The sequence below is a fragment of the Nonomuraea africana genome, from assembly GCF_014873535.1.
Lineage (GTDB): Bacteria > Actinomycetota > Actinomycetes > Streptosporangiales > Streptosporangiaceae > Nonomuraea > Nonomuraea africana.
This window is the reverse complement of the sequence record NZ_JADBEF010000001.1, coordinates 8,126,215-8,152,275: the sequence shown is the minus strand read 5'-3', so window position 1 is coordinate 8,152,275 and position 26,061 is coordinate 8,126,215. Positions and strand designations below refer to the sequence as shown.

31 protein-coding genes are annotated in these 26,061 nt (G+C 70.9%); 13 read left to right on the top strand and 18 right to left on the bottom strand.

Features of this window, described 5'->3' with window-relative positions; all coding sequences use genetic code 11:
• Positions 1-30: 30 nt before the first annotated feature.
• Positions 31-1,668 carry an ABC-F family ATP-binding cassette domain-containing protein gene (locus tag H4W81_RS39020; protein WP_192779387.1) on the bottom strand — a complete coding sequence of 546 codons (1,638 nt, stop codon included), beginning with the start codon at positions 1,666-1,668 and terminating at the stop codon, positions 31-33.
• A gap of 21 nt (positions 1,669-1,689) precedes the next feature.
• Between H4W81_RS39020 and H4W81_RS39015 the strand changes: the two genes are divergently transcribed.
• Complete coding sequence (locus H4W81_RS39015; RefSeq protein WP_192779386.1) at positions 1,690-2,037, top strand: ribosomal maturation YjgA family protein; 348 nt, start codon at positions 1,690-1,692, stop codon at positions 2,035-2,037.
• Positions 2,038-2,075: 38 nt separating this feature from the next.
• On the opposite strand, the gene H4W81_RS39010 is transcribed toward H4W81_RS39015, so the two are convergent.
• Positions 2,076-2,345, bottom strand: coding sequence for a heavy-metal-associated domain-containing protein (locus tag H4W81_RS39010; RefSeq protein WP_192779385.1), 270 nt, complete (start codon positions 2,343-2,345; stop codon positions 2,076-2,078).
• 97 nt (positions 2,346-2,442) lie between these two features.
• On the opposite strand from H4W81_RS39010, the gene H4W81_RS39005 reads away from it, so the two are divergent.
• The gene (locus tag H4W81_RS39005) at positions 2,443-2,976 is read left to right on the top strand and encodes a type 1 glutamine amidotransferase domain-containing protein (protein ID WP_192779384.1); all 534 of its coding nucleotides are present in this window, start codon (positions 2,443-2,445) and stop codon (positions 2,974-2,976) included.
• An 8-nt stretch (positions 2,977-2,984) separates the two neighbouring features.
• Here the strand turns inward: H4W81_RS39005 and H4W81_RS39000 are convergent, their stop codons facing one another.
• From H4W81_RS39000 to H4W81_RS38980, 5 genes are all read right to left on the bottom strand, one after another.
• On the bottom strand, positions 2,985-4,205 hold the full coding sequence (locus tag H4W81_RS39000; RefSeq protein ID WP_192779383.1) for an MFS transporter: 1,221 nt from the start codon (positions 4,203-4,205) through the stop codon (positions 2,985-2,987).
• A 306-nt stretch (positions 4,206-4,511) separates the two neighbouring features.
• The gene (locus tag H4W81_RS38995) at positions 4,512-5,441 is read right to left on the bottom strand and encodes an ABC transporter permease (protein ID WP_192779382.1); all 930 of its coding nucleotides are present in this window, start codon (positions 5,439-5,441) and stop codon (positions 4,512-4,514) included.
• Positions 5,438-6,262, bottom strand: coding sequence for an ABC transporter ATP-binding protein (locus H4W81_RS38990; RefSeq protein ID WP_192779381.1), 825 nt, complete (start codon positions 6,260-6,262; stop codon positions 5,438-5,440). Before H4W81_RS38990 ends, H4W81_RS38995 begins: the two co-directional genes overlap by 4 nt.
• Positions 6,259-6,651 (bottom strand): GntR family transcriptional regulator, encoded by a 393-nt coding sequence (locus H4W81_RS38985; RefSeq protein ID WP_192779380.1) that lies wholly within the window; start codon positions 6,649-6,651, stop codon positions 6,259-6,261. Before H4W81_RS38985 ends, H4W81_RS38990 begins: the two co-directional genes overlap by 4 nt.
• A gap of 42 nt (positions 6,652-6,693) precedes the next feature.
• A complete protein-coding gene (locus H4W81_RS38980) occupies positions 6,694-7,215 on the bottom strand; it encodes a TetR/AcrR family transcriptional regulator (RefSeq protein WP_192779379.1) in 522 nt (173 codons plus the stop codon).
• Positions 7,216-7,293: 78 nt separating this feature from the next.
• Between H4W81_RS38980 and H4W81_RS38975 the strand changes: the two genes are divergently transcribed.
• Entirely contained in the window at positions 7,294-8,121 is an 828-nt protein-coding gene (locus H4W81_RS38975; RefSeq protein ID WP_225959003.1) for a zinc-binding dehydrogenase, read from the top strand.
• On the opposite strand, the gene H4W81_RS38970 is transcribed toward H4W81_RS38975, so the two are convergent.
• Positions 8,090-10,534 carry a GcvT family protein gene (locus tag H4W81_RS38970; protein WP_192779377.1) on the bottom strand — a complete coding sequence of 815 codons (2,445 nt, stop codon included), beginning with the start codon at positions 10,532-10,534 and terminating at the stop codon, positions 8,090-8,092. The two genes, H4W81_RS38975 and H4W81_RS38970, sit on opposite strands and share 32 nt — an antisense overlap.
• Positions 10,535-10,606: 72 nt before the next feature.
• Here H4W81_RS38970 and H4W81_RS38965 point away from each other — a divergent pair, with 72 nt between their 5' ends.
• From H4W81_RS38965 to H4W81_RS38950, 4 genes are read left to right on the top strand one after another with little or no spacing between them, the layout of a single operon-like run.
• Positions 10,607-11,491, top strand: coding sequence for a choline/ethanolamine kinase family protein (locus H4W81_RS38965; RefSeq protein ID WP_192779376.1), 885 nt, complete (start codon positions 10,607-10,609; stop codon positions 11,489-11,491).
• 18 nt (positions 11,492-11,509) lie between these two features.
• Complete coding sequence (locus tag H4W81_RS38960; protein WP_192779375.1) at positions 11,510-13,024, top strand: amino acid permease; 1,515 nt, start codon at positions 11,510-11,512, stop codon at positions 13,022-13,024.
• 53 nt (positions 13,025-13,077) lie between these two features.
• Entirely contained in the window at positions 13,078-13,314 is a 237-nt protein-coding gene (locus tag H4W81_RS38955; protein ID WP_225959002.1) for a FitA-like ribbon-helix-helix domain-containing protein, read from the top strand.
• Positions 13,311-13,697 carry a type II toxin-antitoxin system VapC family toxin gene (locus H4W81_RS38950; protein WP_192779374.1) on the top strand — a complete coding sequence of 129 codons (387 nt, stop codon included), beginning with the start codon at positions 13,311-13,313 and terminating at the stop codon, positions 13,695-13,697. Before H4W81_RS38955 ends, H4W81_RS38950 begins: the two co-directional genes overlap by 4 nt.
• Here the strand turns inward: H4W81_RS38950 and lipB are convergent.
• The 3 genes from lipB to H4W81_RS38935 all read right to left on the bottom strand — a co-directional run bounded on the left by lipB (position 13,694) and on the right by H4W81_RS38935 (position 15,102).
• Positions 13,694-14,329, bottom strand: a complete 636-nt coding sequence (gene lipB, locus H4W81_RS38945) for a lipoyl(octanoyl) transferase LipB (protein ID WP_192779373.1) — start codon at positions 14,327-14,329, stop codon at positions 13,694-13,696. The genes H4W81_RS38950 and lipB overlap by 4 nt on opposite strands.
• Positions 14,330-14,348: 19 nt before the next feature.
• Positions 14,349-14,531, bottom strand: a complete 183-nt coding sequence (locus H4W81_RS38940) for a PspC domain-containing protein (protein WP_192779372.1) — start codon at positions 14,529-14,531, stop codon at positions 14,349-14,351.
• Between the two features lie 61 nt (positions 14,532-14,592).
• Complete coding sequence (locus H4W81_RS38935; protein WP_192779371.1) at positions 14,593-15,102, bottom strand: HAD domain-containing protein; 510 nt, start codon at positions 15,100-15,102, stop codon at positions 14,593-14,595.
• A 45-nt stretch (positions 15,103-15,147) separates the two neighbouring features.
• Between H4W81_RS38935 and H4W81_RS38930 the strand changes: the two genes are divergently transcribed.
• Positions 15,148-15,714: an LURP-one-related family protein gene (locus tag H4W81_RS38930; protein WP_192779370.1), complete on the top strand. Its 567-nt coding sequence runs from the start codon at positions 15,148-15,150 to the stop codon at positions 15,712-15,714.
• Here H4W81_RS38930 and H4W81_RS38925 read toward each other — a convergent pair.
• A complete protein-coding gene (locus H4W81_RS38925) occupies positions 15,702-16,037 on the bottom strand; it encodes a hypothetical protein (protein WP_192779369.1) in 336 nt (111 codons plus the stop codon). The two genes, H4W81_RS38930 and H4W81_RS38925, sit on opposite strands and share 13 nt — an antisense overlap.
• A 6-nt stretch (positions 16,038-16,043) precedes the next feature.
• Between H4W81_RS38925 and H4W81_RS38920 the strand changes: the two genes are divergently transcribed.
• Complete coding sequence (locus tag H4W81_RS38920; RefSeq protein WP_225959001.1) at positions 16,044-16,310, top strand: hypothetical protein; 267 nt, start codon at positions 16,044-16,046, stop codon at positions 16,308-16,310.
• Positions 16,311-16,347: 37 nt separating this feature from the next.
• Positions 16,348-17,172: an undecaprenyl-diphosphate phosphatase gene (locus H4W81_RS38915; protein ID WP_192779368.1), complete on the top strand. Its 825-nt coding sequence runs from the start codon at positions 16,348-16,350 to the stop codon at positions 17,170-17,172.
• On the opposite strand, the gene H4W81_RS38910 is transcribed toward H4W81_RS38915, so the two are convergent.
• Together H4W81_RS38910 and H4W81_RS38905 are read right to left on the bottom strand one after the other, a co-directional pair.
• Positions 17,138-17,491: a hypothetical protein gene (locus tag H4W81_RS38910; RefSeq protein ID WP_192779367.1), complete on the bottom strand. Its 354-nt coding sequence runs from the start codon at positions 17,489-17,491 to the stop codon at positions 17,138-17,140. The genes H4W81_RS38915 and H4W81_RS38910 overlap by 35 nt on opposite strands.
• A gap of 22 nt (positions 17,492-17,513) precedes the next feature.
• Positions 17,514-18,659, bottom strand: a complete 1,146-nt coding sequence (locus tag H4W81_RS38905; protein ID WP_192779366.1) for an MFS transporter — start codon at positions 18,657-18,659, stop codon at positions 17,514-17,516.
• Between the two features lie 65 nt (positions 18,660-18,724).
• On the opposite strand from H4W81_RS38905, the gene H4W81_RS38900 reads away from it, so the two are divergent.
• From H4W81_RS38900 to H4W81_RS38890, 3 genes are read left to right on the top strand one after another with little or no spacing between them, the layout of a single operon-like run.
• On the top strand, positions 18,725-19,033 hold the full coding sequence (locus H4W81_RS38900; protein ID WP_192779365.1) for an ArsR/SmtB family transcription factor: 309 nt from the start codon (positions 18,725-18,727) through the stop codon (positions 19,031-19,033).
• Positions 19,033-21,633 (top strand): ATP-dependent RNA helicase, encoded by a 2,601-nt coding sequence (locus tag H4W81_RS38895; RefSeq protein WP_192779364.1) that lies wholly within the window; start codon positions 19,033-19,035, stop codon positions 21,631-21,633. The genes H4W81_RS38900 and H4W81_RS38895 overlap by 1 nt, the downstream gene beginning before the upstream one ends.
• A 9-nt stretch (positions 21,634-21,642) precedes the next feature.
• Positions 21,643-22,476 (top strand): helix-turn-helix domain-containing protein, encoded by an 834-nt coding sequence (locus H4W81_RS38890; RefSeq protein ID WP_192779363.1) that lies wholly within the window; start codon positions 21,643-21,645, stop codon positions 22,474-22,476.
• A gap of 5 nt (positions 22,477-22,481) precedes the next feature.
• On the opposite strand, the gene H4W81_RS38885 is transcribed toward H4W81_RS38890, so the two are convergent.
• The 4 genes from H4W81_RS38885 to H4W81_RS38870 form a co-directional block, all read right to left on the bottom strand.
• Positions 22,482-23,906 carry an MFS transporter gene (locus H4W81_RS38885; RefSeq protein ID WP_225959000.1) on the bottom strand — a complete coding sequence of 475 codons (1,425 nt, stop codon included), beginning with the start codon at positions 23,904-23,906 and terminating at the stop codon, positions 22,482-22,484.
• A 52-nt stretch (positions 23,907-23,958) separates the two neighbouring features.
• Positions 23,959-24,114, bottom strand: a complete 156-nt coding sequence (locus H4W81_RS38880; protein ID WP_192779362.1) for a type II toxin-antitoxin system antitoxin — start codon at positions 24,112-24,114, stop codon at positions 23,959-23,961.
• The gene (locus H4W81_RS38875; protein WP_192779361.1) at positions 24,107-24,958 is read right to left on the bottom strand and encodes an SPFH domain-containing protein; all 852 of its coding nucleotides are present in this window, start codon (positions 24,956-24,958) and stop codon (positions 24,107-24,109) included. Before H4W81_RS38875 ends, H4W81_RS38880 begins: the two co-directional genes overlap by 8 nt.
• Positions 24,959-25,119: 161 nt before the next feature.
• Complete coding sequence (locus tag H4W81_RS38870) at positions 25,120-25,965, bottom strand: aldehyde dehydrogenase family protein (protein WP_192779360.1); 846 nt, start codon at positions 25,963-25,965, stop codon at positions 25,120-25,122.
• Positions 25,966-26,061 lie beyond the last annotated feature (96 nt).

Sequence of the window (26,061 nt, the reverse complement as noted above, 5' to 3'; positions counted from 1 at the left end):
CACTCTCGTTTCCATCCGCGATGTTATTTTTCACCCTCCTTCGGAAACGTGACCTTCCTTCACCCGCAACCGGCGATCTACCTGCACGGCTTCCAGCATCCTGCGGTCGTGGGTGACGAGCAGCAGCGTGCCCGGATAGTGCGCCAGCGCCGACTCCAGCTGCTCGATCGCGGCCAGGTCGAGGTGGTTGGTCGGCTCGTCGAGCACGAGCAGGTTGACCCCCTTCGCCTGCAGCAGCGCGAGGCCGGCGCGGGTCCGCTCGCCGGGCGAGAGCGTGGCCGCCGGGCGCAACACGTGGTCGGCCCGCAGCCCGAACTTCGCCAGCAGCGTGCGCGCCTCGGCCTCCACCAGATCCGACGCCTCGCCGAAGACGCCGAGCAGCGGCTCGTCACCCTCGAACCGCCTGCGCGCCTGGTCCACCTCGCCGACCACGACGCCCGGGCCGAGCGCGGCGTGGCCCTCGTCCAGGGGAAGCTTGCCGAGCATCGCGGCCAGCAGCGTCGTCTTGCCCGAGCCGTTCGCGCCGACGATCGCCACGCGCTCCGCCCAGCCGACCTCCAGGTCGACGGGGCCAAGGGTGAAGGCGCCGCGCCTGACCACGGCCTGGCGCAGCGTGGCCACGACGGCGCCGGCGCGGGGAGCGGCGGCGATCTCCATGCGCAGCTCCCACTCCTTGCGCGGCTCCTCGACCACCTCCATCCGCTCGATCAGCTTCTCGGTCTGGCGGGCCTTGGCGGCCTGCTTCTCCGTGGTCTCGACGCGGGCGTTACGCCCGATCTTGTCGTTGTCCTTCTGCTTCCTGCGGGCGTTCTTGACGCCCTTCTCCATCCACGCGCGCTGGGTGCGGGCGCGCAGCTCCAGGTCGGCGCGGGTGTCGGCGTACTCCTCGTAGCGCTCGCGGGCGTGCCTGCGGGCGACCTCGCGCTCCTCCAGGTACGCCTGGTAGCCGCCGCCGTACAGGTGGACCTGCTGCTGGACCAGGTCGAGCTCGAGGACTGCGGTGGCGGTCCTGGCCAGGAACTCGCGGTCGTGGCTGACGACCACGGTGCCGGCGCGCAGCCCCTTCACGAACGCCTCGAGCCGGTCGAGGCCGTCGAGGTCGAGGTCGTTGGTCGGCTCGTCCAGCAGGAACAGGTCGTAGCGGCTGAGCAGCAGTGAGGCCAGGCCCGCGCGAGCGGCCTGGCCTCCGGACAGCGACGTCATCGCCTGGTCGAGGTCGATCGTCAAGCCGAGGTCGGCGGCCACCTCCTCGGCCCGTTCCTCCAGGTCGGCGCCGCCGAGCGACAGCCAGCGCTCCAGCGCGAGGCTGTAGGCGTCGTCGGCGCCCTGACGTGCCTCCACGAGGGCCTGCGTCGCCTCGTCCAGATCGCGCTGCGCCCTGGTCACCCCGGTGCGGCGGGCGAGGAACTCCCTGACCGTCTCGCCCTGTCGGCGCTCGGGCTCCTGCGGCAGGTAGCCGACGACGGCCGAGGGCGGGTTGAGCCGGATCGAGCCGCTCTCCGGCTGGTCGACCCCCGCGAGCATTCTCAGCAGGGTGGACTTCCCCGCTCCGTTGACGCCGACGAGGCCGATGACATCGGCGGGGGCGACGACCAGGTCGAGTTCGGAGAAGAGGACTCGCCCCCCATGACCTGCGGCGAGACCTTTTCCGACAAGTGTTGCGCTCATATCAACCGCTAGCGTAATCGCATGCCGCGCTCCCGCATCACGATTTTCGCCGTCGTAACGATCATCCTGGGGCTGGCGACCAGGCCGCTGTTCCAGTACGCGGGGGACGCGTTCTACACGGTGCTCATCTATTTGATCGTGCTTTTCGTCGCGCCCGGGCTGCGGCCGGTGGTGGCGGCGCTGATCGCGCTGGGGGCGAGCTGGGCGATCGAGTTCGCCCAGCTCCTCGGCCTCCCCAGGGTCCTGGCGCCGGTGCTCGGGAGCACGTTCAACCCGCCGGATCTGTTCTGGTACACGGTGGGCGCGGCGGGGATCCTGGCGCTGGACCTCACCCTGCGCAGGAGGTCAGGGGTCAAGCCGCGGCCCTGACCCCGCTGACGACGGCGGCGAAGCGGACCACGCGGCGATCAGTGGCAGCCGCCCGAGCCGCAGCACGACCCGCCCGCCTGCGCCAGCATGACCCTGTCGGTACGGCCGGCGAGCTCGTAGCCCGCCTCGGTGACAGCGGCCAGCACCAACGCGTCGTCCAGCGGGGCGGCGCTGGTCACGGTGACGGCCTTGCTCGCCAGGTCCACCTGGACCTCGCTGACGCCTGCCACCTTGCCGACCTCGGCGGTCACCGAGCTGACGCAGTGGCCACAGGTCATGCCTTCGACCTGGTACGTGGTGACGGTCATCGATCTCTCCTCACAACTCGGAAGCTCGTAGCCGCCACTATATACCCCCTGGGGGTTTGTTCGCATAGATCGCCCCTCTCGGGGCACGGCGGAGGGCATGACGAACATCGCCTTCCTCGTCGCCCCCGAGGGCGTCGAGCAGATCGAACTGACCGAGCCGTGGAAGGCCGTCACGCAGGCCGGTGGCACTCCACGGCTGATCTCCACCGCACCTGGACAGATCCAGACCTTCAACCATCTCGACAAGGGGGACCGGTTCTCGGTGGACGGCACCGTCTCCGACGTCTCCGTCGCCGACTTCGACGGGCTCGTGCTGCCCGGCGGCGTCGCGAACCCCGACTTCCTGCGTACCGAGCCGGCCGCCGTCCGCTTCGTGCGCGACTTCTTCGACGCGGGCAAGCCGGTGGCCGCCATCTGCCACGCGCCGTGGACGCTCATCGAGGCCGACGTGGTGCGCGGGCGCACGCTCACCTCCTGGCCCAGCCTTCAGACCGACCTGCGCAACGCGGGAGCCACCTGGGAGGACAAGGAGGTCCTGGTCTGCACCGCCGGACCGAACAAACTGGTCACCAGCCGCAAGCCGGACGACCTCAAGGCCTTCTGCCAGGCGGCCGTCGACGCCTTCGGCTGAGCGCGCCCTCAGCCCGCCGTGGCCTCCACGCGGGAGCCCGGGGCCCTGAGCAGGAGCAGGGCCGCGATGGCGCCTGCCGTACCGAAGAGGGCGATGGCGCCGCCCGCGCCCGCGAACTCGGCCACCACCCCCGCGACCACCATCGCCAGGCCCTGCGCGGCCGTCAGGGTGGCGGCGACGACACCGATCGCGCCACCCCGCTGCTCGTCGGGGACCAGGCCGACGAACTCGGCGTTGGCCACGACCTGGTAGGCGGTGAGCGCGCCGCAGACCACGAGCAGCACCAGCATCACCGGCAGCGGCGGCACGAGAGCCACACCCATGAGCGGCAGGAAGCTCGCCAGCGCCAGCGGCCCGAGCAGGCGCGACCTCGCCTGCGGCCTGACCCGTCTGGTCAGCACGAACGTCCCCGCCACGTATCCGGCCGGGATGGCGGCCATGAGCAGGCTCGACAGGTCCTCGTCCAGGCCGATCTGCCTGCCGTACGGCACGGCCAGCGCCAGCGGCGTCATCGAGAAGGCCGCCAGCAGGGCGAGCATGGCCAGCCAGCGCAGGCGGGGCCGGCCGGTGACGGTCCTGACCCTGTCGCGCAGGCGAGCCTTGGTCGCCCGATCCGGCTCGGCCGGAGCGTACGCGGCCAGGCGCGAGACGATGAGCGCCGAGACGACGAAGGTGACGGCGTCGATCACGAAGGCGAGCCTCGGTCCCGTGGCCACCACGACGAGACCGCCCACCAGGAAGCCCGCCACATAGGTGAACTGGTTGGTCACGTGGTAGGCGGCGACGCCGACGGTGTAGCGCTCGCCGGTCAGCATCTGGGGCAGGATGGCCGCCCGGGCCGCGCGGGCGGGTGACTCGAGCGTCTGAACAGCGAAAAGTAACAGGTAAAGCACGAGGAGTGGCATCGCGGGAATCGCGATGAGAAGGACGAGAATCGCGCGCAGCAGGTCCGCGGAGACCATCAGGTTTCTGCGCGGATAACGATCGGCGAGAACGGCCAGCAGCGAGCCGCCCATAATCGCGGGCAGGTAGCTGATGGCATAGGAGAGCGCGGTGAGCCAGGCGGAGGATGTGCGCTGGTAGACGAGGATGACGACGGCCACCCTGGCCAGCTGGTCGCCCAGCTCGGAAATGACGGTGGCGCTCCACAGGCGGCGGTATTCCGCGACGGAGAAGACCTCACGGAAGCCCACGGACCGGTCGGTGCCCTCCGGGTGCTTCACCGTCATGGATCCTCGCCATCCGCGTACATAGATCGCAAAACGGTTGCAACGTAACAAGATCCACTGGTGAGATCAAGGCTTGAAATACCGCAAACAATTTCAGATCATTACGAACGCGGCGTAGATCAATTTATCACCATAATGAGCGATAAATGACGATTCGCGCCCCGCGTCCAAGGGGAAGGGGGTGGCACCGTGCAACGCGGCGTCTCCTGGACCTGACCGGTGGCCCATCGCCCCCGGTAACCCACCTCGTACGGCTGGCCGACCGCCAGCCGTACCCGGGCGTCCCCTGGACGCCGGCGGAACCCTTCAGGAGGCCCTGCGGACGGCGCGGACGGTGACCAGCCCCAGCGCGGACGCGGCGGTGAGCAGGATCGCCGCGTCGATGAGCTGGAAGCGCCAGAACCGATCGCGCCCGTGGAAGTAGACCACGTGCCGGTAGCCCTTGCCGATCAGGCACTCCTCGTACGCCGAGCGGGCGCTGTCACCCCTCGCGGTGTCGACACCGCGCGGACACGCGCCCGCGGGCGGCTCGGCGACCTCCCGCCCCGCCGGATCGAGCCACGCGTGCTCCACCAGCCGCACGTCCTGGCCGGTCACCGTGTTCTGGTCGGCCGTCACCACGCGGGACGGCGTCGCGTAGTGGTCGCTCAGGGTGAACAGCCCGAACGTCATCACCGCGAGCACCCCGACGACCACCGCCATCGCGGCCAGGGTGCGGCGCAGCACCGCGCCCGCGGCCGTGCCCAGCAGGAACGCGAACAGCCACCACGCCGCGGGCTCCACCCCGAGCATGTTGAAGACGCCGACGTTGCCGAACGTGTCGGTGCGGAACCTCGGCCGCCACACCGACACCATCGCCGCCATGGCCAGGCCGCCCAGCGCCACCAGGCCGCCCAGCACGGCCAGCTTGACCGCGAGCCAGCGCCGCGCCGGCACCGCCTGCGTCCAGACCAGCCGGTGCGTGCCTCGCTCGAACTCCTTGCCCAGCAGCGGCGCGCCCCAGAACGCCCCGATCAGCGCGGGAGCCACGATCGGCAGCCAGCCGAAGACGGTGTAGACGGCGTCGTAGCGCTTGCCCAGCGCCGCGGCGAGGTCACCGGGCGCCAGGCTCCCGTTGGCGGCGACGAACGCCGCCGCCTCGAGCCCCGACACCAGGAACATCACGCCGAGCGCCGCCAGCAGCCCGAACGTCACCAGCAGCTGCCCCCTGTGCTGTCTCCAGGTCAGCCAGATCACGCCCGCACCCCCTCCAGCCTCGGCAGCGCGGCCGCCTCGGGGCTGCGCAGATACGCCATCACCAGGTCCTCCAGACCCACCGCCCGCACCCGCCAGCGCGGATCGGCCACCACGGGCGCGCCGCGCACCAGCACCGTCTGCTCCTTCTCGGTACGGCTGCCGCCGACCACCCGGGCGTTCGGCGAGAGCCCGAGCGGCCCCGTCATCACCCTGTGCTCCGACAGCAGTTCCTCGATGTCGCCGCTGACCTGCACCCGCCCCTCGTTGAGCACGATCAGCCAGTCGCACGTGTCGACCAGGTCAGACATCACGTGCGAGGAGATCACCACGCTCATCCCCGTCTCCGCGACCGCGCCCATGAGCGAGCGCATGACCTCGTGCCTGGCCAGCGGGTCGAGGTTGGCGAGCGGTTCGTCCAGCACGAGCAGGTCGGGCCGCCGGGCCAGCGCGATCGTGAGCGCCACCTGCGCCTGCTGCCCGCCGGACAGCCTGCCGACCTTGCGGTCGAGCGGGATGCCGAGCCCGGCCAGACGTTCGCGCGCGTACGACTCGTCCCACCGGGTGTTGAGCCTGCGGCCCAGCGTCAGCATCTCGCGGACCCTGAAGCCGTCGTAGAGCGGCTTGTCCTGCGCCACGAAGGCGACCTCGCCGGCCGTCCTGACCGTGCCGCGCTCCGGGGTCAGCAGGCCGACGACCGCGTGCAGGAAGGTCGTCTTGCCCGCGCCGTTCGGCCCGACCAGCGCGACCACCCTGCCGTCCGGCACGCGGGCGGAGCAGTCGCGCAGCCGGTTCCCGACCTTCAACCCGGTCGCCTCGATCATGCGATCTCCTCGCGGAAGGAGTCGGCGACCACGGCGCCGAACAGCGCGTGCATGTCCTCCTGGTCCAGTCCCGCCGCGCGGGCCTGGGCGATCCAGGACGTCAGCCCCCTGCGCAGCCGCGCGTGGTCGGCCAGGCCCGCGCCGCCGATCGAGCGCTCCACGAAGGTGCCCATGCCGGGACGGCCGATGACCAGGCCCTCGCGTTCGAGCTCGCGATAGGCCTTGAGCACGGTGTTCGGATTGATCGCGAGGCGCTCGACGACCTCCTTCGCGGTGGGCAGCTGGTCGCCCGGCTGCAGCGTGCCGAGGCGGAGGGCCTGCTTGACCTGGTGGACGAGCTGGAGGTACGTGGACACCCCCGACCCTCTGTCGAGATAGAAGTCGATCACAATTTCACCCTTTCACTATTGGAGTAGTGAAAGGGTGTTGGATCACGAAGTCAAGTCGGACGCCAGTTCCCTGACCGAGCCCTTCAGCCGCTCGACTCCCAGATGGCGGACCAGCTCTCCGTCGAACGAGCCGAGGATGGCGTGGGCCAGGAAGTCCGCGTCGCGGCCCGGCCTGGCCTCGGCGATCAGCGCGCTGACGTGGGCGTGCCAGCGCAGGTAGGTGGGATCGGCGTACTTGTCCTCCGCACAGGCCCGCTCGTGCGCGGCGAACAGCGCGATGTTGCGCCCCGCCAGCTCGGCCAGCTCGTCGAGGAAGCCCAGCAGGCGCTCCTTCGCGGGGACCGCGGGATCCTCGGTCGCGATCCTGGCCGCCAGCCGTTCGGCCCGCTCGGCGAGCAGTTCCTGGAACAGCCCCGTGCGGCTGCCGAACCTGCGGAACACGGTGCCCTTGCCCACCCCAGCCGCCTCCGCCACCCGGTCGAGCGACACGCTCTCGCCCGCGGCGAGCAGCTCCTCGGTGGCCCTCAGGATCGCCTCACGGTTCCTGCTCGCGTCGGATCGCACGTCTCTCCCTTGTAAGCGGACTGCCGGTCCTCCTATTATCAACCGGACCGTCAGTCCGGTTCAATGGAAGGGGCGCAAATGCGTGCGCTGAAGGAGCATCGGATCGTGGACGTGCCCGAGCCGGAGCCCGGCGAGGTCCTGGTGGAGGTGCGCCACATCTCGGCCAACCACGGTGAGCTGCGGCACCCCCGGATCGGCGGGCACGACGCCGCCGGGATCGTGCTGGGGGGACCGGGGAAGGGCCGCAGAGTGGTGGCGTTCGGGCCAGGGGCCTGGGCCGAACGTGCGGTCTTCCCCGCGTCGTCCGTCGCCGAAGTTCCCGACGGCCTGGACCTCGCCGAGGCGGCGGCACTGCCCATGGCGGGGCTCACCGCGCTGCGCACGCTCAGAGCGGCGGGGCCGGTGCTCGGCAGGCGGGTGCTGGTCACCGGGGCGTCGGGCGGCGTCGGCAGGCTGGCCGTCCAGCTGGCCCGCCTGGCAGGCGCGCACGTGATCGCCCAGGCGCGCCGCGGCGCCGGCCTGCGCGAGCTGGGCGCCGACGAGGTGGTCTCCTCGCTGGACGGCGTCGCGCCCGTGGACGTGGTGCTCGACCTGCTGGGCGGCCCCTACCTGGTCAGAGCGTGGGAGCTGCTCACGCCCGGAGGCACCGTGCAGAGCATCGGCTGGGCCTCGGGGGAGCCGGCGGCGTTCACCTCGCTGTTCGCGCTCGGCGCCGCCAGGTCGATCCACTCCTTCGGCGACGTCAGCGAACCCGGGCCCGACCTGGCGGTGCTCGTCGATCTCGCGGCCAGCGGGCTGCTGTCGCCGTCCGTCGGGTGGCGCGGCTCGTGGGAGCGCGTCGGCGAGGCCGCCGACGCGCTCTTCGCCGGACGGGTCAGCGGGAAGATCGTGCTGGACGTGACCTGACGCGCTCGTGGCCAGGGTCGTACGGCGTGCGCTCCACCACCCTGGCCGCCACCCACGTGCCGTCCACCCCGACCGTCACGTTCTCGGGCCGGCCGCGCAGGTAGGCGTAGGCGATCGAGGCGTCCACCCGGTGGCCGTAGCCGCCGCTGGTCACCCTGCTCGCCGGCGCGCCGTCCACCCTGACCGGCTCGCCGCCCAGGCACACCCGCCGCGGGTCGTCGAGCACCAGGCAGCGCAACGTCCGTTCGGGCTCCCGCGTCAGCGCGTCCTTGCCGAGGAACTCCTTCCCCTCGTGGACGGCGAAGCCCAGCCCCGCCTCGTACGGCGTGGTCTCCGGGGTGATGTCCAGCCCCCAGACCCGATAGCCCTTCTCCAGTCGCATCGAGTCGATCGCCCGGTAGCCGCCCGGCCGCATGCCGTACGGCAGGCCCGCCTCCATGAGCGCGTCCCACAGCGTGAGGCCGTACTCGGCCGGGCAGTAGAGCTCCCAGCCGTACTCCCCCACGAAGGTCACCCGCTGTGCCAGCACCGGCACGTGGGCGACGGTGATCTGCCTGGCCTGGAGGTAGGGGAAGCCGAGGTCGTCGTCCGACAGCCGCTCCAGGATCGCGTGGGCCTGCGGACCCCACAGGCAGTAGCAGGCGTACGCGGAGGTGACGTCCTGGACGTCGAGACCGTGGCGGCGCAGCCACGCGGCGTCGTGCGTGCCGTAGGCGGTGCCGGTGACCAGGCGGAACCTGTCCTCGGCCAGGCGGGTGACGGTGAGGTCCGCCTCGATGCCGCCTCGGTGGTTGAGGAGCTGGGTGTAGACGACCGCGCCGACCTTCCTGTCGAGCTGACCCGCGCAGAGGTGCTGGAGGGTCGCGAGCGCCTTCGGTCCCGAGACCTCCAGCTTGGCGAACGAGGTCTGGTCGAACAGTCCGGCCGCGTCACGGGTGGCCAGGCACTCCTCCCGTACGGCAGGCGACCACACCCGTCCGGCCCAGCCCAGCGGCCTGCCACCCGCACCCGCCCGGACCTCGGCCAGGGTGCCGGAGTCGAACCAGTTCACCCGTTCCCATCCGGCCTTCTCGCCGAAGGCGGCGCCCAGTTCGGCGTGCCTGGGCCAGGCGGGCGAGCGGCGCAGCGGCCGCGCGGCGGCGCGCTCCTCGCCCGGGTAGACGATGTCGTAGTACTTCGAGTAGGCGTCGAGCGCCTTCGCCCTGGCCCACCGGCTCGACCCCGCGTAGTCGCCGAAGCGCCGGACGTCCATGCCGAACAGGTCGTACTCGGGCACGCCGGTCACGATCCACTCGGCCATCACCTTGCCGACCCCGCCCGCCGCCGCGAGCCCGTGCACGCAGAACCCGGCCGCCACCCAGAAGCCGCGCACCGCCGTCTCGCCCAGCAGGAACTCGCCGTCGGGGGTGAACGCCTCGGGCCCGTGCACGATGCGCGCGACCTGGGACTCGTCGAAGTCGTCCGAGGTCCGCTTGGCGATGCTCGGCAGCCGATGCCGCGCGGAGGCCCACGACTCCCTGAACTTCGGCAGGTTGGGCGGGAAGAGCAGGCGGGACTCGGCGAGCGGGTCGGCCACCTCCCACACCTCGGGGCTGCGGATGTACCCGCCGACCAGGATCCCGCCGTCCTGCTCGCGGAAGTAGACGATGTTGTCGGGGTCGCGCACGGTCGGCGTGGACGCGGGGATGTCGGCGGGATGGGTCACGACGTACTGGTGCTTGATGGGCACGATCGGCACGTCCACGCCCGCCAGCGCGCCCACCCTGCCCGCCGCGGCGCCCGCGCAGTTCACCACGGTCTCGGCCCTGATCGTCCACTCCTCCTCCGAGGTCGCCCCCGCGAGGCGGACGCCCTGGACGGAGCCGTCGACGACGTCGATCCCGGTGACCCTGACGCCGGTGACGACGCGCACCCCGAGCTTCGCCGCGCCCTCCGCCAGCGCCCTGGCCAGTGACGCGGGGTCCAGCCAGCCGTCGCCGGGCAGCCACAGCGAGGCCAGGATGTCCTCGTCGTGCAGCAGCGGCATCAGGTCGTTGGTCTGCCGCCCCGACAGCAGCGACATCTCCAGCCCGTACGTCTCGGCCGCGCCCGCCTGCCGTACCAGCTCCTCCACCCGGGCCGGGGTGGTGGCGAGGCGCAGCCCGCCCACCCCGTGCCAGCCCGGGTCGAGGCCGGTCAGCTCCGCGAGCTCGGCGTAGAGGCCCGCCGAGTACATGATCATGCGGGTCTGGGTCACGGTGGAGCGGAGCTGGCCGACGAATCCCGCCGAATGCCAGGTGGTGCCCTCGGTGAGTTCGTGCCGCTCGACGAGCACGACGTCTCGCCAGCCGAGACGGGCCAGGTGGTAGGCCACACTGCAGCCCGCCACACCCCCGCCGATCACTATCGCCTGAGCCGAATCGGGTATTCCCATGATCGAAACAGTCATGTAACACCTTGCCCGCAGGATCGGAATGGTCTAAATGTAGGCCAAAGGGAGTCGCGTATGCCAGACGTGATCGAGTTGGTCTCCGACTGGGCCGGGCGGCCGGTCAGCCAGACGCCCATCAAGGGCGGCCTCAGCCACCTGATCGCCAGAGTCGAGACCGGGGACGGCGAGCGATGGCTGCTGCGCGTCCTCGACCCCGCCGTGTGCGCCGCGGGGCTGGGCATCCCGCTGGAGCAGGAGATCGAGAACACGATCCGCGCCGCGGAGACCGGCGTCGGGCCGAAGGTGATCCACCACTTCCCCGAGGTGCACGCCCTGCTCATCGAGTACCTGGACGGTGTCACGCTCAACGCCGCGCAGGTGCCGCACCATCTGGGCGCGATCGCCACGGCTTGCCGCACGCTCCACGCAGGCCCCCGCTTCGTCAACGACTTCTCGATCTTCGACAAGCTCCGCGACTTCCGCCGCCTCTGCCAGAGGCACGGGCTGGCCACCCCGCCCGGCTATGACGACATCCTTCCCACGGTGGCCGACATCGAGCGGGCCATGCCCGAGATCGCGACCGTTCCCTGCCACAACGATCTGCTGGCCGAGAACTTCATCGCCCAGGGCGACGTGATCCGCATCATCGACTACCAGCTCTCCGGCAACAACGACCCCGCCTTCGAGCTCGGCGACATCGCCGCGGAGGCGGATCTGGACCCCGACCAGACCGCCCGCCTGGCCAGGGCCTACTTCACCACAGGCGAGCACGACTCGCGCGTGCGTCTCTTCCACATCATGTCGAACGTCACGTGGACACTCTGGTTCTCCGTCCACCACGGCCTGCTCGACCGGCAGGCCGACTTCGACTACGCGGCCGAGGCCGAGGGGAAGTTCGCGCGGGCCGTACGAGACCTGGACGGCGTCGGCCGGCTGATCGACGACGTCCGGAGGCACTGACACCCCCCAAGGAGACCCATGACTTTAGACGAGGATTCCAGGCGACTCGCCGAGCTCGGTTACAAGCAGGAGCTCTCGAGGACCTGGAGCGGCTTCTCCAACTTCGCCATCTCCTTCTCCATCATCTCGATCCTGGCCGGCTGCTTCACCACCTTCGGCCAGGCCTGGAACAACGGCGGGCCGGTCGCCATCTCGTGGGGCTGGCCGCTGATCTCCGCCTTCATCCTGATCATCGGCTTCTGCATGTCGGAGCTGGTCTCGGCCTTTCCCACGGCCGGCGGCATCTACTGGTGGGCCGCCACGATGGGCAAGCCGATCCACGGCTGGTTCACCGGCTGGCTGAACCTCATCGGGCTCATCGCCGTCACCGCCTCCGTCGACTACGGCTGTGCGACCTTCCTCAACATCACCCTCAGCCGCCTCACGGGCGGAGCATGGGAGGGCACGCTGACCCAGGCGTTCGTGCTCTTCCTGATCATCCTCGTGCTGCACGCGCTGATCAACATCTTCAGCCACCGGCTCATCTCGCTGCTGCAGAACATCTCGGTCTGGTGGCACGTCGCGGGCGCGGCGATCGTCGTCGCCATCCTGGTCTTCGCGCCGAGCGAGCACCAGACGCTCGGCTTCGTGTTCACCGAGACGATCAACAACTCGGGCTTCTCCGACTCGTCGTTCTGGTTCTACGTGCTCCCGCTGGGCTTCCTGCTCACGCAGTACACGATCACCGGCTTCGACGCCTGCGCGCACGTCTCGGAGGAGACGCAGGGCGCGGCGACGTCCGCGGCCAAGGGCCTGTGGCGCTCGATCTTCTACTCGGCCATCGGCGGCTGGATCCTGCTGCTGGCGTTCCTGTTCGCCGCCACGAACGTCGATGAGATCAACAAGCAGTTCGGCTTCGTCGGCGCGATCTTCGACACGGCACTTCCCGCGAACCTCGCCACCGCGATCTTCGCCATCTCCACGATCGGCCAGTTCTTCTGCGGGATGAGCTGCGTGACGTCGATGTCACGCATGACCTACGCCTTCTCCCGCGACGGCGCGGTGCCGGGCTGGCGGCTGTGGTCACGCGTCGACCGCAACAGGACCCCGGTCAACGCCATCCTGGCCGGGTGCGCGGTGGCGGGCCTGATCACGCTGCCGGCGCTCTACGCCCCTCCCGGCGTCGGGACGCCGATCGCGTTCTACGCCGTGGTGTCGATCGCGGTGATCGGCCTCTACCTGGCCTTCCTCATCCCGATCTGGCTGCGTCTGCGCATGGGCGACCGCTTCGAGCCCGGCCCGTGGACGCTGGGCGCGAAGTACAAGGTGCTGTGCTGGATCGCCATCATCGAGATCGCGGTCATCTCGGTGTACTTCATCATGCCGCTGTCTCCGGCGGGCGTGCCCGGCAGCCCCGACTTCACCTGGACGGCGGTGAACTACGCGCCGCTCGCGGTGGGCGGGGTGCTGATCGGCATCGCCCTGTGGTGGACGCTGTCGGCCAGGAAGTGGTTCACCGGCCCGCGCCGCACCGTCGACGAGACCGTCTCCTGATTCCCGGGGGTACGGCAGGCGTGCCGTACCCCCGATGCTTGCAGATTGCTAGCATGGAGGACATGGCCACTCTCTACATTCGCGACGTCCCCGAGGCCGTTGCCGAAGCCCTCAAGGAACGGGCGGCGGCAGCCGGAATGTCCCTGTCCGCCTACGTCGCGAGGGAGCTTGCCGATCTCGCCGCTCGGCCGACCAACGCCGAGATCGTCAACCGCTTGAAGTCGCGAGACCGTAGCGACGGCCCCTCGACGGCCGACATCCTCGAAGCCGTCGCGGAGGGCAGGCGATGATCGTCATCGGCGCGTCGGCAATGGTCGCGGCCCTCACCGGCCGCGAAGCCGACGTTGAGCTCCTCGACGCCCTTCAGGGCAGCATCCACGCCCCTCACCTTCTGGACGTCGAGGTCCTCTCCACGCTGCGGGGGCTCGCACTGGGGGGAAAGCTCTCGCAAGCCTCTGCCGAACAGGCTCGCATCGACTACCTCGCCCTGAACATCTCCCGCTACGAGATCAAGGGACTCGCGGAGCGGGTGTGGGAGTTGCGGCATAACTACACGGCCTATGACGCCTGCTATCTCGCGCTCGCCGAGGCCCTCGAAGCGCCACTGATCACGTGCGACGGAAAGCTCGTAGGCAGCGCCCACGACGCCGACGTACGGGTGTTTCCGCGCTAGGAGGCGTGGAAGGCCTGCGCCACGACCGCGCGGACCTCGTTCATGTCGGCCGAGCCGCGCTCGCGCAGCAGCGAGGTCATGTCGGCCTCCGGCATGCCGCACGGGATCGCCCAGCGCCACGGCTCGAGGTCGCCGTCGACGTTGAGGGCGAAGCCGTGGCTGGTGACGCCGCGCGACTGGCGCATGCCGATGGAGACGATCTTGCGGCCGGTCTCCACCGTCCACACCCCGGTGAGCAGTTCGGAGCCGGGCGGGGTGTCGCGGCGCTCGGCGGGCAGCCCGAGCGCGGCCAGCGCGTCGACCAGGCGCAGCTCCACCTCGCGGACGTAGTCGACGATCCCTTCGCCCTCCCCCAGCTTGACGATGAGGTAGCCGACCAGCTGCCCTGGTCCGTGATAGGTGAGCTGGCCGCCCCTGCCCGTCTCCACCACGGGGATGCCGCGGGCGGGGTCGGGCAGGTGGTGCAGCGGTGTGCGCCTGCCGACGGTGAAGACCGAAGGGTGGCTCAGCAGCCACAGTGTGTCGGGCCGCTCATCCCGTTGGCGCTCGGCGACCAGCTCGGCCATGCGGTCCATGGCCTTCTCGTAGTCGACGAGTTCGTCCTGGATGAGCGTCAGCGACCGTTCCCTCATGCTTCGAGCATAGAACCCGTCAGTGACGCTGCGGTCCGTTCGGCATGATGATCCAGAGGACGACGTAGAGGATCCAGAGCGGGCCCGGGATCAGGGAGAGCAGCAGCCACACGATCCTGACGAAGGTGGGCGGCAGGCCCAGACGGTCGGCGATCCCGCCGCAGACGCCGGCGATGATTCGGTGTTCTCTCGAGCGGTGCATCGAGCTCCTCCGTGTGGTGTCGATTCACCTTGTTCAACGGCTCTGCCCTGGATCGGCGTTCCTATCCGCGACCCTGATTGAACCCTGACAGGGTCAGCCACCGCTCGGCCAGCGCCAGGTCTCGCGGGGTCAGGCCCCTTCTCGGGTTCACCGGGACCAGCAGGAACTCGTCCACACCCTGATGGCCCCTGAGGTACTCCTCGTCGGCGACCCACAGGTGGTCGTCGAACCAGACGAACGGCCTGCCGTCCACGTAGTCGGCGACGCAGGGCGTCTTGAACGACTCCCCGCGTTCGCTCGGCCGTCTCGGCGTCATCGGCACCACGGGCAGCCGGGGCAGGCCGAGGCGAGGCCCGATCCACTCGTTCGCGCTGTGCTCCCAGGTGGTCGCCCAGACCAGCTCGGACCTGGTCTTCAGGGCCAGCTCCATCAGCCTGGCCCCGTGGCGGAGGTTGAGGTGGACGGTGTAGGAGTCGGGGCCGATCGTGCACTCGTAACGTCTGAAGTCGGGGCCGGCGCGCCCGAACGGGTTCAGCACGCCGTCGACGTCCACCAGCAGGAGTGGCTTCACCCGCCCAGACTAGTGAGCACCGCGGTGGGCTCTAGGGTGCTTTGCATGGATCTGCACACGCTCCAGGCCCAGCAACGTCTGCTGGTCCGCCAGAAGGTCACCATGATGGTGAACCGCTATGTCGTCTGTCTCGAGAACCCCGACGGCTCCGAGGGCCCGATGGTCGCCTTCGCCGAGCAGAAGCGGATGACGCTGAAAGAGCAGGTCACGCTCTACACGGACGAGTCCAGGAGCCAGGTGCTCGCCGCCTTCAAGGCGCGCAACGTCATCGACCTCGGCAGCGGCTACGACGTCTTCGACGGGGCGGGGCGGCCGATCGGGCTGTTCCGCAAGGACTTCGGCCAGTCGCTGCTCCGCTCCACCTGGCACCTCGACCAGCCGGGCCTGCCCACGGTCACCGGGCAGGAGCGCAGCATGCTGGTGAGCGTGCTGCGCAGGTTCGTCGACTCGCTCTCGTGGCTGCCCTACCACTTCGACTTCGGCGAGGTGTTCTCCGTGGTCAAGAAGTGGGGGCTGCGCGACCGTTACGTCGTCGACATCCGCGATCCCAGGATCGACCGGCGGCTGGTGATCGCCATGGCGGTCGCGCTCGACGCCCTTCAGTCTCGCTGAGTCGCGGGAGCGTCCGCGTAGACCTTGACGTGGAACTCCGGCGCCTTCGCGGGGTCGAGCCCCGCGACGAACTTCTCGATCTCTCCGGGCCGGAGCAGTGAGGTCATCGTGCGCTTCCCCTGACACCTGGGCTTCCTCCCGCACGGGCCAGTGTGGAGGGGGGTGTCGGTGGGCAGCACCCAGAGCTCCATCCTGCCCCCGGGCTCGAATTTCTGAAGATCGCAGGCGCCCGCGCCGCCCGTCTTCCCGACCAGGTTGATCAGCCACGCCTGGGGGTCGGCGCACGTGACGGTGACGATCGTCCGCTTGCCCACCGGCGTCACGACGACGTGGAAATCCTTCCCCTGGATGGTCCGTACCAGGGGCAGGCCGTCCAGTGTCGGCGGTCGCGGCGGGCCGGCGGGCATCACCACCGTGGCGTCCTGTCGGCGCCCCACACCCCCACCGGCATCACCGCCGAGCCGCTGACCGGCATGATCGTGGCCGACGCCCTGCTGCTGGCCATCGAGTCCCTCGACGAGAACCGATCGGTCGAGTATTCGCACCAGTTGACCGGTCTACGAGAGCAGCTCCTGGGTCCACGTAAGGTCCAGTAGCCTCACCTCGTCGTCTTTTCAACGGAAGGTGCGTCTCGTGATCGGCTGGTTCGAAGCGGTGGTCCTCGGATTGCTCCAAGGGCTCACGGAGTTCCTGCCGATCTCCTCAAGCGCGCACATCAGGGTCGTCTCGGCCTTCTTCGGCTGGGAGGACCCTGGGGCCGCCTTCACCGCCGTCATCCAGCTCGGCACCGAGGCGGCGGTCCTCATCTACTTCCGCAAGGAGCTCTGGGAGATCATCTCCACCTGGACCCGCTCCCTGTGGACACCCTCGCTGCGCGGCGCCTTCCCCGCCCGCATGGGCTGGTACGTGATCGTCGGCACGCTGCCCATCGCCATCCTGGGCCTCACCTTCAAGGACCAGATCGAGACCGTCTTCCGCGATCTGCGGCTGATCGGCACCACGCTGATCGTCTTCGGCGTGATCCTCTGGATCGCCGACCGCACCGCCCGCACCAAGCTGACGCTCGAGAAGCACCTGTCCTTCACCCACGCCCTGCTCTTCGGCCTGGCCCAGTCGCTCGCCCTCATCCCTGGCGTCTCGCGCTCGGGCGGCACGATCACCGCGGGGCTGCTGCTCGACTACCGGCGCGAGCAGGCGGCGAAGTACTCGTTCCTGCTGGCCATCCCCGCGGTGCTCTCGTCGGGGGTGCTCGAGCTGTTCGAGATCGGCGGGGACCGGGCGCCCGACTGGGGTCCGACCATCCTGGCCACGGTCATCTCGTTCGTGGTGGGCTACGCGGCGGTGGCCTGGTTCCTGAAGTACATCAGCACCCACCGGTTCACCGGGTTCGTCATCTACCGCATCCTGCTGGGCGTCTTCGTCATCACCGCGGTGTCGCTGGGCTGGATCCCAGCGTGACCCTGCTGGCCAGGCAGAAGATCACCGCGAACAGGGTCCAGGCGGCCACGTAGGCCACCGGCTCCCCCACCATCTGCCGCCCCTCGAAGTAGACGGCCAGCCCTGCCGCGGCGCCGGGGATCGCCCCCCACCAGCGCCGCCACCACACCTCGTGCACCACGACCTCGAACGCCACCAGGGCGATCGGCCCGAACAGCAGCATCTTCGTGTTCAGCTGCTGGGGCAGGACGTAGTCGAGCGCCATCACCGCCACCGCCGACAGCGCGGTCAGCAGCACCACTGTGCCGAAGGGGGCGGGCTCCTCACGTGGATCGGTCACGCTTCCAGTCTGGGCAGCGGCCTCACACGGCGACATCCGTCTTTGGTCTACGCGTCACGGCCGGGTAGGTCGCCATCGTGAACAGCAGCGTCACCACGCCGAGGGCACTGGCCAGCACGATCACGCCCGTCCTGCCGTACCACTCGAGCGCGAGACCTCCGGCGATGCCCGCCACGAACAGTCCCAGGTACTGGCTGGAGGCCAGCAGGCCGAGCCCGACCGGCACGTTGCCGGGCACCGCGGCGACCGTCCTGTACTGCTGCGAGGGGCCGATCAGCCAGCCGAGCGCACCCCAGACGAAGGCCCACACGAGGGCGACGCCGAGGTTGAGGTTGGCCACCGGGAGCAGGGCCATCAGGACGGTCGCCCCCGCGATGCCGAGGAAGACCATGCGGCGAGGACCGTAGGCGTCGGTGAGGCGTCCGCCGACCGCGTTGCCGACCACGCCGCCGACACCCCAGGCCCACAGCACCGCGGCCAGCGGCAGGTCGATCAGCGAGCCGAGGTAGGTGTAGGCGCTGAAGCCCCCGGCGAAGATCAGCAGCTGCGTCAGCAGGACGGCGAGCACACCGCGGTCGGCCAGCGGGGTGAAGCGATCCCTGATCCTGGTGGAGGCCGGCAGGCGCACGTCGGGCACCACGAGAGCGACGGCGGCGAACCCGACGGCCGCGAGCCCGACCACCAGCCACAGCGCCGACCGCCAGCCGGCCGTGCCGCCCATCCAGGTGCCGAGCGGCACGCCGATCGCCGAGGCGACGGTCAGCCCGCCCATCACGACCGCGAGCGCGCGGCCCCTGCGTTCCGGCCCGACGAGGGCGGTGGCCACCGCGGAGGCGACGGGTGTGACCATGGCGGCCCCCGCGGCGGCGAGCACCCTGGTGGTCAGCATGAGAGCGAAGGTGGGCGCGAGCGCGGTCAGCGCGTTGCCCACGGCCAGCACGCCGAGCCCGATGAGCAGGAGCCGTTTCTTGGAGAGCCTGGCGGTCAACGCGGCGAGAACAGGAGAGAGAAGCGCGTAGGCCAGCGCGAAGACGGTCATGAGCTGGCCTGCCGCCGAGGGCGAGATGCCCAGGTCGCCCGCGATCGGCAGGACGAGTCCCGCCGTGACGAACATGCCGGTGCCCACGGCGAAGTTCCCCAGGGCCAAGGCGTAGAGCTTGGAGGTCATGGTGACCAAGTTCGCTTATTGTTGGATAGTTGTCAAACCTTCAAAGTGAAAGGCACGCTGGAGCCATGCGTGTGTTCCCCCAACCCGCGGTCGAAGACATCCAGCTCACCGAGGTGCTGCACGCGCTGTCGGACCCGGCGCGGCTCGAGGTGATCACGCGCCTGGCCCAGGACGGAGAGCTGACGTGCAGGGGGGTGGGCGAGGAGATCGGGCTGCACAAGTCGACGATGTCCCACCACTACCGGGTGCTGCGCGAGTCGGGAGTCGTGTCGACCCGGCAGGAGGGCAGGCAGAAGTTCATGACCCTGCGCAAGGCCGACCTCGACACCCGCTTCCCCGGCCTGCTCGACTCGATCCTCGGCGCCGCGCTCTGATGCTTCCCATCCACGCGGCCCTGCCCGAACTGATCGGCGTCCTGGAGGAGGGTGGCTGCGCCGTCCTGACCGCGCCGCCCGGCACCGGCAAGACGACCGTGGTCCCGCTCGCGCTGGCGGAGGCGGGGCTGCGCGTGGTGGTCGCCGAGCCCAGGCGGCTGGCCGTACGGGCCGCCGCGCACCGGATGGGCGTCGCCTACACCATCAGGGGCGAGCGCCGGTCCGGAGCCAGGAAGGGCGTCGAGGTCGTGACCACGGGCGTGCTCCTCCAGCGGCTCCAGCGCGACCAGGAGCTCCCCGGCGTCGACGTGGTGATGATCGACGAGTGCCACGAGCGGCACCTCGACGCCGACACCGCCCTGGCGTTCCTGCTGGACGTCCGTGAGACGCTCCGGCCCGACCTGCGCCTGGTGGCCGCCTCCGCGACCGCCGACACCGCGCCGTGGTCGCGCCTGCTCGGCGGCGCCCCTGTGGTCGCCGCCTCCGGTGTCACCCACCCCGTCGAGATCGTCTGGGCGCCGCCCGCCCGCCCTGTGGCGCCGCCGCACGGCCTGCGCGTCGATCCCGCGCTGCTGGCCCACGTGGCCGAGGTCGTACGGCGGGCGCTGGGCGCCCACGAGGGCGACGTGCTGTGCTTCCTGCCCGGAGTCGGCGAGATCTCCCGCGTCGCGGGGATGCTGGGCGACCTGAACGTCCTCCAGGTGCACGGCCAGGCCCCCGCCCACGTCCAGGACGCCGTGCTCAGGCCCTCTTCCACGCGCAGGGTCGTGCTCGCCACCTCGGTCGCCGAGTCGAGCCTCACCGTGCCAGGGGTGCGCGTGGTGGTGGACTCCGGGCTGGCCAGGGAGCCGAGGACGGACCACGCCAGGGGGCTGGGGTCGCTGACCACCGTGCACGTCTCGCGCGCCTCCGCCGACCAGCGGGCCGGGCGGGCCGGGCGTGAAGGCCCCGGCACCGTCTACCGGTGCTGGACGGCCGCCGCCCACGCGCGCCTGGCCCCGCACGCGCCGCCGGAGATCGCGCTGGCGGACCTGACGGGGTTCGCGCTGCAGGCGGCCTGCTGGGGCGCTCCCGGCGCCGCCGGTCTCGCGCTCCTCGACCCGCCCCCGCGGGCCGCGATGTCCGCCGCCACCCGCACCCTCCTCACCCTCGGCGCCCTCACCCCGACGCTCGGGAACCACGAAACCTCCACCACCCCGACCTCCCTGCAGCACGGGACCCCCGCCGTCCCGACACCCCAGAAGGACGGGACCCCCGCCCTCCCGGCATCCCAGGAGAACGTGACCCCCGCCTCGGAAGGGCGGCCCGCAGACGAGGGAGCCGGACCTGGGGCCGAGGGAGCCCGGCGTGGGGCCGAGGGAACCGGGGCCGCCGACGAGGATGGCGCGTCCGCAGGCCGTCCCGACGATGTGGCGGCGGTGCGGGTGACCGACCGAGGGCGGCGGATGGCACTCGCCGGCGTGCACCCGCGCCTGGCCCGAGCGCTCATCGACGGCGGCCCCCGCGCCGCCGAGGTCGTCGCCCTCCTGTCCGAGCAACTCCCCCGAGACGCGGGCGACGACCTCGTCGAGATCTGGCGCAGGGCCAAGCGCGACCGCGACCCCCGCTGGCTCCGCGAGGTCAGACGCCTGACCAAGGAGCCCGTCAAGGGACCCGACGACGCCGCCGCCGGGCTGGCCGTCGCGATGGCCTTCCCCGAACGCGTGGCGCGCAGGCGGGGCGGCGGCTACCTCATGGCCTCGGGCACCCAGGCCCAGCTCCCCGAGGGCTCCAGGCTCGCCACCGCCGAATGGCTGGCCGTCGCCGTCGCCGACCGTCCGACCGGCGCCGCCTCGGCCAGGATCAGGCAGGCCGTCGTCATCGACGAGCACACCGCCAGGCTGGCCGTGCCGGTGACCGTACAGGAGGAGGTCGCCTGGCGGGTGCCGCCCGGCGAGCGCCGCGGCGACGTCTCGGCCCGCGTGATCGAGCGCCTGGGCGCCATCGAGCTGTCGGCCACCCCGCTCAAGACCGCCGACGTCCGCGCGGCCCTGCTGGAGGGCCTACGCACCGAGGAGGTCCTCACCTGGACGCGCGAGGTCGTCGCGCTCAGAGACCGGATGGCCTTCTGCCACCGCGCCATCGGCGAGCCGTGGCCCCCGATGGACGACCTGATCGGCCTGGCCGACCGGTGGCTCGAGCCCGAGCTGTCCAGGGCCCGCCGCCGTACCGACCTCGAACGCCTCGACGTGGCCGGGGCGCTCAAGCGCCTCGTCCCGTGGAGCCGCCACCTGGAGGACGACGCGCCCTCCCATCTGGAGGTGCCGAGCGGCTCGCGGATCCGCGTCGACTACTCGGGCGAGCAGCCGGTGCTCGCCGTCAAGCTGCAGGAGCTGTTCGGCTGGCAGGAGGCGCCGCGCATCGCGGGCGTCCCCCTGCTGATCCACCTGCTCTCCCCAGCGGGACGGCCCGCCGCCGTGACTGCGGATCTGGCCTCGTTCTGGCGCGAGGGCTACCGCTCGGTCCGCGCCGAGCTGCGAGGTCGCTATCCCAGGCACCCGTGGCCGGAAGATCCCCTCACCGCGACCCCGACCCGCCGTGCCAAACCACGCCAGGGCTAGAAAGGACCTATGTATCCCAGTTCCGCCCTCGGTGAGTTCCTGCGTTCCCGCCGCGCCAGAGTGACCCCCGAAGCGCTCGGCCTGCCGGGAGGCGTCAGGCACCGCAGGGTCCCCGGACTCCGCCGCGAGGAGCTGGCCCCGCTGGCGGGCGTCAGCGTCGGCTACTACACCCGCCTCGAGCAGGGCCAGAGTCCCAACGTGTCGGCCGAGGTGCTCGACGCCATCGCCCGCGTGCTCGGCCTCGACGCCGACGAGCTCGCCCACCTGCACCGCCTGGCCCGGGCGGCGGCCGCTCGCCCGGGCGCGGCCCCGCCCGAACGGCTACGGCAGGGGATCAGGCTGATGGTCGAGTCCATGACCGAGGTGCCCGCGTGGGCGGTGGGCCGCCGCGGGGACGTCCTGGCCTGGAACCGCCTCGCTCACACCCTCTTCGCCCCGCACTGGGAGTTCGAGGGCCCCGAACTGCCGAACTTCGTCCGCCTGGACTTCCTCGACCAGGAGTTCACCCGCGGTCTCTACGCCGACTGGACGCAGAAGGCCCGCGACGACGTCGCCTATCTGCACGGCTCGCTCGGCCGCTTCCCCGGCGACGAGGGCCTGACCGCGCTGGTCGACGAGCTGCTGGAGCTCAGCCCCGACTTCGCGCGACTGTGGCCCGAGCACCCGGTCAGCAACTGCGCCTCCATCTCGCGCGACTACGTGCATCCCGAGGTCGGCGTCCTGTCGCTGACCGCCGAGTTTCTCCGCACCCCCGATGACGAGGGCCAGGGCGTCACGCTGTTCCAGCCGGTCCCCGGCTCTCCCACCGCCGACCGCCTCCGAGCCCTCGCCGCCGGTCTCTGACCCGCTCAGGCCGCGACGAGCCGGTCGGCGGGTCGCCGCCTGAGTACCAGCGGAGCGGCGACCGCGCCCAGCAGCGCGACCGCGCCCGCCGCCAGGAAGGCCGCGTGCAGTCCGCCGAGCGTCGCCAGCGACGCCGTCGTCTCGGGCGCGAGCGCGGCCGAGCGGGCGGCGGCGACCGCGGTCAGCCCCGCCACCCCGATCGCCCCCACGAAGGTGGGCATCTGGGCCAGGCTCCCCGCCACTCCCTGGTCGTCGTCCGGGAGCCCCGAGGTGATCGTGGTGATGGCGGCCACCACGGTCAGGACGTGCCCGAAGCCCATCGCGGCCGACGTCGCGAGCAGCACCCCGATGCCACCGCTGACCGGCAGGAACACCATCGCGGCCGTGCCCAGGGCCTGGACGCCCAGCCCGATGGAGATCGCCCGCGCGGTCCCGCTCGCGGAGACGAGCCTGGCCGCGACCGTCCCCGCCGCCAGCGCCGCGACGCCCTCGCCGAGGAAGCCGAGCCCGGTCTGCAGCGCCGAGTACCCGAGGACGTTCTGCATGTAGACGCTGAGCAGCAGCGTCGCCCCTCCGCACATCCCGAACGTGACGAGTCCCAGCGCCATCCCCCACTTCACCGTCGTACGGCGCAGCAGCCTGAGCGGCACCAGCGGAGCGGCATGCCTGCCCTCGGCCACCAGGAAGAGGCCGAGCAGCACGGCCGAGGCCGCCACGGAGACCCACGAGCCCGCCGAGATGCCGTAGACCAGCGCGAACAGCCCGGCGCTCGCCAGCACCGCGCCCGGCACGTCGAGCGTGGCGAGAGTCCTGCCCTCGCTCTCCCGCACCACGCTCACCGCGCCGAACAGCACGAGCGCGCCGATCGCCACCAGGATCAGCATCGTCCACCGCCAGTTCAGCCCTGAGGTGATGAGCCCGCCGCCGATCGTGCCGATCACGAAGCCCAGCGACAGCAGCGCGCCGTTCACGCCCATGGCCCTGGCCCGCCGCGGCCCCTCGGGAAAGGCGGAGGTCATCAGCGCCAGCGCGGTCGGGCCGATCATGGCCGCGGCCACGCCCTGCCCCGCCCGCGCGGCCACCAGCACGCCGGGGATCGCGGCGAGCGCCGCCACCAGGGAGAAGCCGGTGAAGACCACCACACCGGCCATGAACAACCGCCGCCGTCCCACGACGTCGGAGGCCCTGCCGAACAGCGGCATCAACGCCGCCGTGGGCAGCAGGCAGGCCGTCACCACCCACTGCAGCCCCGACGCGGTGGCGAAGCCGAGGTCCCTGCCGATCGCCGGAAGCGCGACCGTGATGATCGAGTAGTCGAGCCCCGTCATGAAGGTGGCGCCGCAGAGCGTGATGAGGATCAGCCAGCCGCGGACGCCCAAAGAGGTGTCGTTCGTCATGCCGACCAGCGTGGTGCGGGTGCGATCGGCCAACCAGCGCCCTGCTGGAGGTACACCTGTCAGGTGCAGGCTGCCGTACGAGAGGTCAGGATCTCGGCTCCCTGCCCGCCTGCTTGAGGGCGGCGCGCAGCGCGAACTCGATCTGCGCGTTGACGCTTCTCAGGTCGTCGGCGGCCCACTTCGCGATCGCCTCGTAGACCGCGGGGTCGAGGCGGAGCAGGAGCTTCTTCTTCTCAGGCATACAGGCTGCCGGCGTTCACCACCGGTTGGGTCGCCCGGTCGCCGCAGAGCACGACCAGGAGGTTGGAGACCATCTGCGCCTTGCGCTCCTCGTCGAGGTCGACGACTCCCTCGGCGGCGAGCCTGTCCAGCGCGAGCTGCACCATGCCGACGGCCCCCTCCACGATCTTCGTGCGGGCCGCGACGACCTGGGCGGCCTGCTGGCGCACGAGCATAGCCTGGGCGATCTCGGGGGCATAGGCCAAGTGCGTGATGCGGGCCTCCAGTACCTCGACCCCCGCCAGCTCCGTGCGGTCGCGCAGCTCGCTGGTCAGCTCGGTGGCGACCTCGGCGCCGTCACGCAGGCTGGTGCGGGCGGGCTCGTGCGAGTCGTAGGGGTGGGTGGTGGCCAGGTGGCGCACCGCGGCCTCCGACTGGATCGCGACGTACTCCTCGTAGTCGTCGACGGAGAACGTGGCGCGCGCGGTCTCCACGACCTTGTAGACGACCACCGCGGCGATCTCCACCGGGTTGCCGTCGGCGTCGTTGACCTTGAGCTTGGTGGTCTCGAAGTTGCGCACCCGCAGCGTGATCCGCCGCTTGCTGGTGAAGGGAAGCACCCACTGGAAGCCCGCGTCGGCCACCGAGCCGACGTAGCGGCCGAGGAACTGCACGACCTTGGCCTCGTTCGGGTTGATCACCGTGAACCCGGTCGCGATCACGACGGCCAGCGCCAGCCAGGCCACCCCCATGATCAGCAGCATGGCTGCGCCCGCGTTCACGCCCACGAGACCGGCGGCCCCGCCGAGCACGATCAGCACGGCGAGAACGAGGAACCCGTTCAGCCGGAAAGCCCTTCTCTCCATCGCATCCCCTTGCTATTGAAGTGATATCACTACGATAGCCCATGACGGCGGCGGGCGCGCACAGCCGGCTTTCCCCGGACAGCACAGCGCCGCCCACCGGGCCACGCGGGAAGCGGGCCTGGTGGGCGGCGCGATCGGCGGTTCTCCGGCCGCCGGGCCGGTCAGACGCCGGCGGGGTGCCAGACGGTCTTGGTCTCCATGAACGCCGTCATCCTGCCGATGCCTGGATCGGCCGACCAGTCGGGCGTGCTCGGGCGCAGGACCCGCTTGAGGTTCTCCGCCGCCTCCTGCTCACACCTGAGCGCCAGGTCGGGGTCGGTGACTCCGGTGAGGTCGAGCCCGTTGACGTCCATGTGCGCGGCCAGCCACGGGGCCAGCTCCGCCTGGTGCCCGGTCAGGATGTTGACCACCCCGCCCGGCAGGTCGGAGGTGGCCAGCACCTCGGCCAGCGTGATCGAGGCCAGCGGCGAGCTCTCCGAGGCCACCACGACCGCGGTGTTGCCGGTGACGATGACGGGAGCCACGACGGAGACCAGCCCGAGGAGCGGATCCGAGGGCGCGATCACCGCCACCACGCCCGAGGGCTCGGGCGTCGACAGGTTGAAGTACGGCCCCGCCACGGGATTGGCCGACCCGCGCACCGAAGCGATCTTGTCGGACCAGCCCGCGTACCAGACCAGCCGGTCGACAGCCGCGTCCACCTGCTCCAGCGCGGCCTTCTTGCCGGTGCCGAGTTCCTCGGCGAACTGGCCGCGCCGGCCCTCCAGCATCTCGGCGATCCGGTAGAGGATCTGCCCCCTGTTGTACGGCGTGGCGCCCGACCACCCGGGGAACGCCTTGCGCGCGGCCGTCACGGCGTCACGCGCGTCCTTGCGCGACGCCCTGGAGGCGTTGGCCAGGAAGTCGCCCTTCGGGGACGTCACGACGTACGACCTTCCGCTCTCGGAGCGCGGGAACGCCCCGCCGATGAACAGCTTGTAGGTCTTGCGCACGCTGAGCCTGCTCATCGCTTCTCCTCCGCCGGCCGTACGGTAACGAAGATCTGGCCGCAGCGGCTCACCCCGCAGCGGTGGGCGAACCAGCCGGTCCTGGTCGGGCGCCCG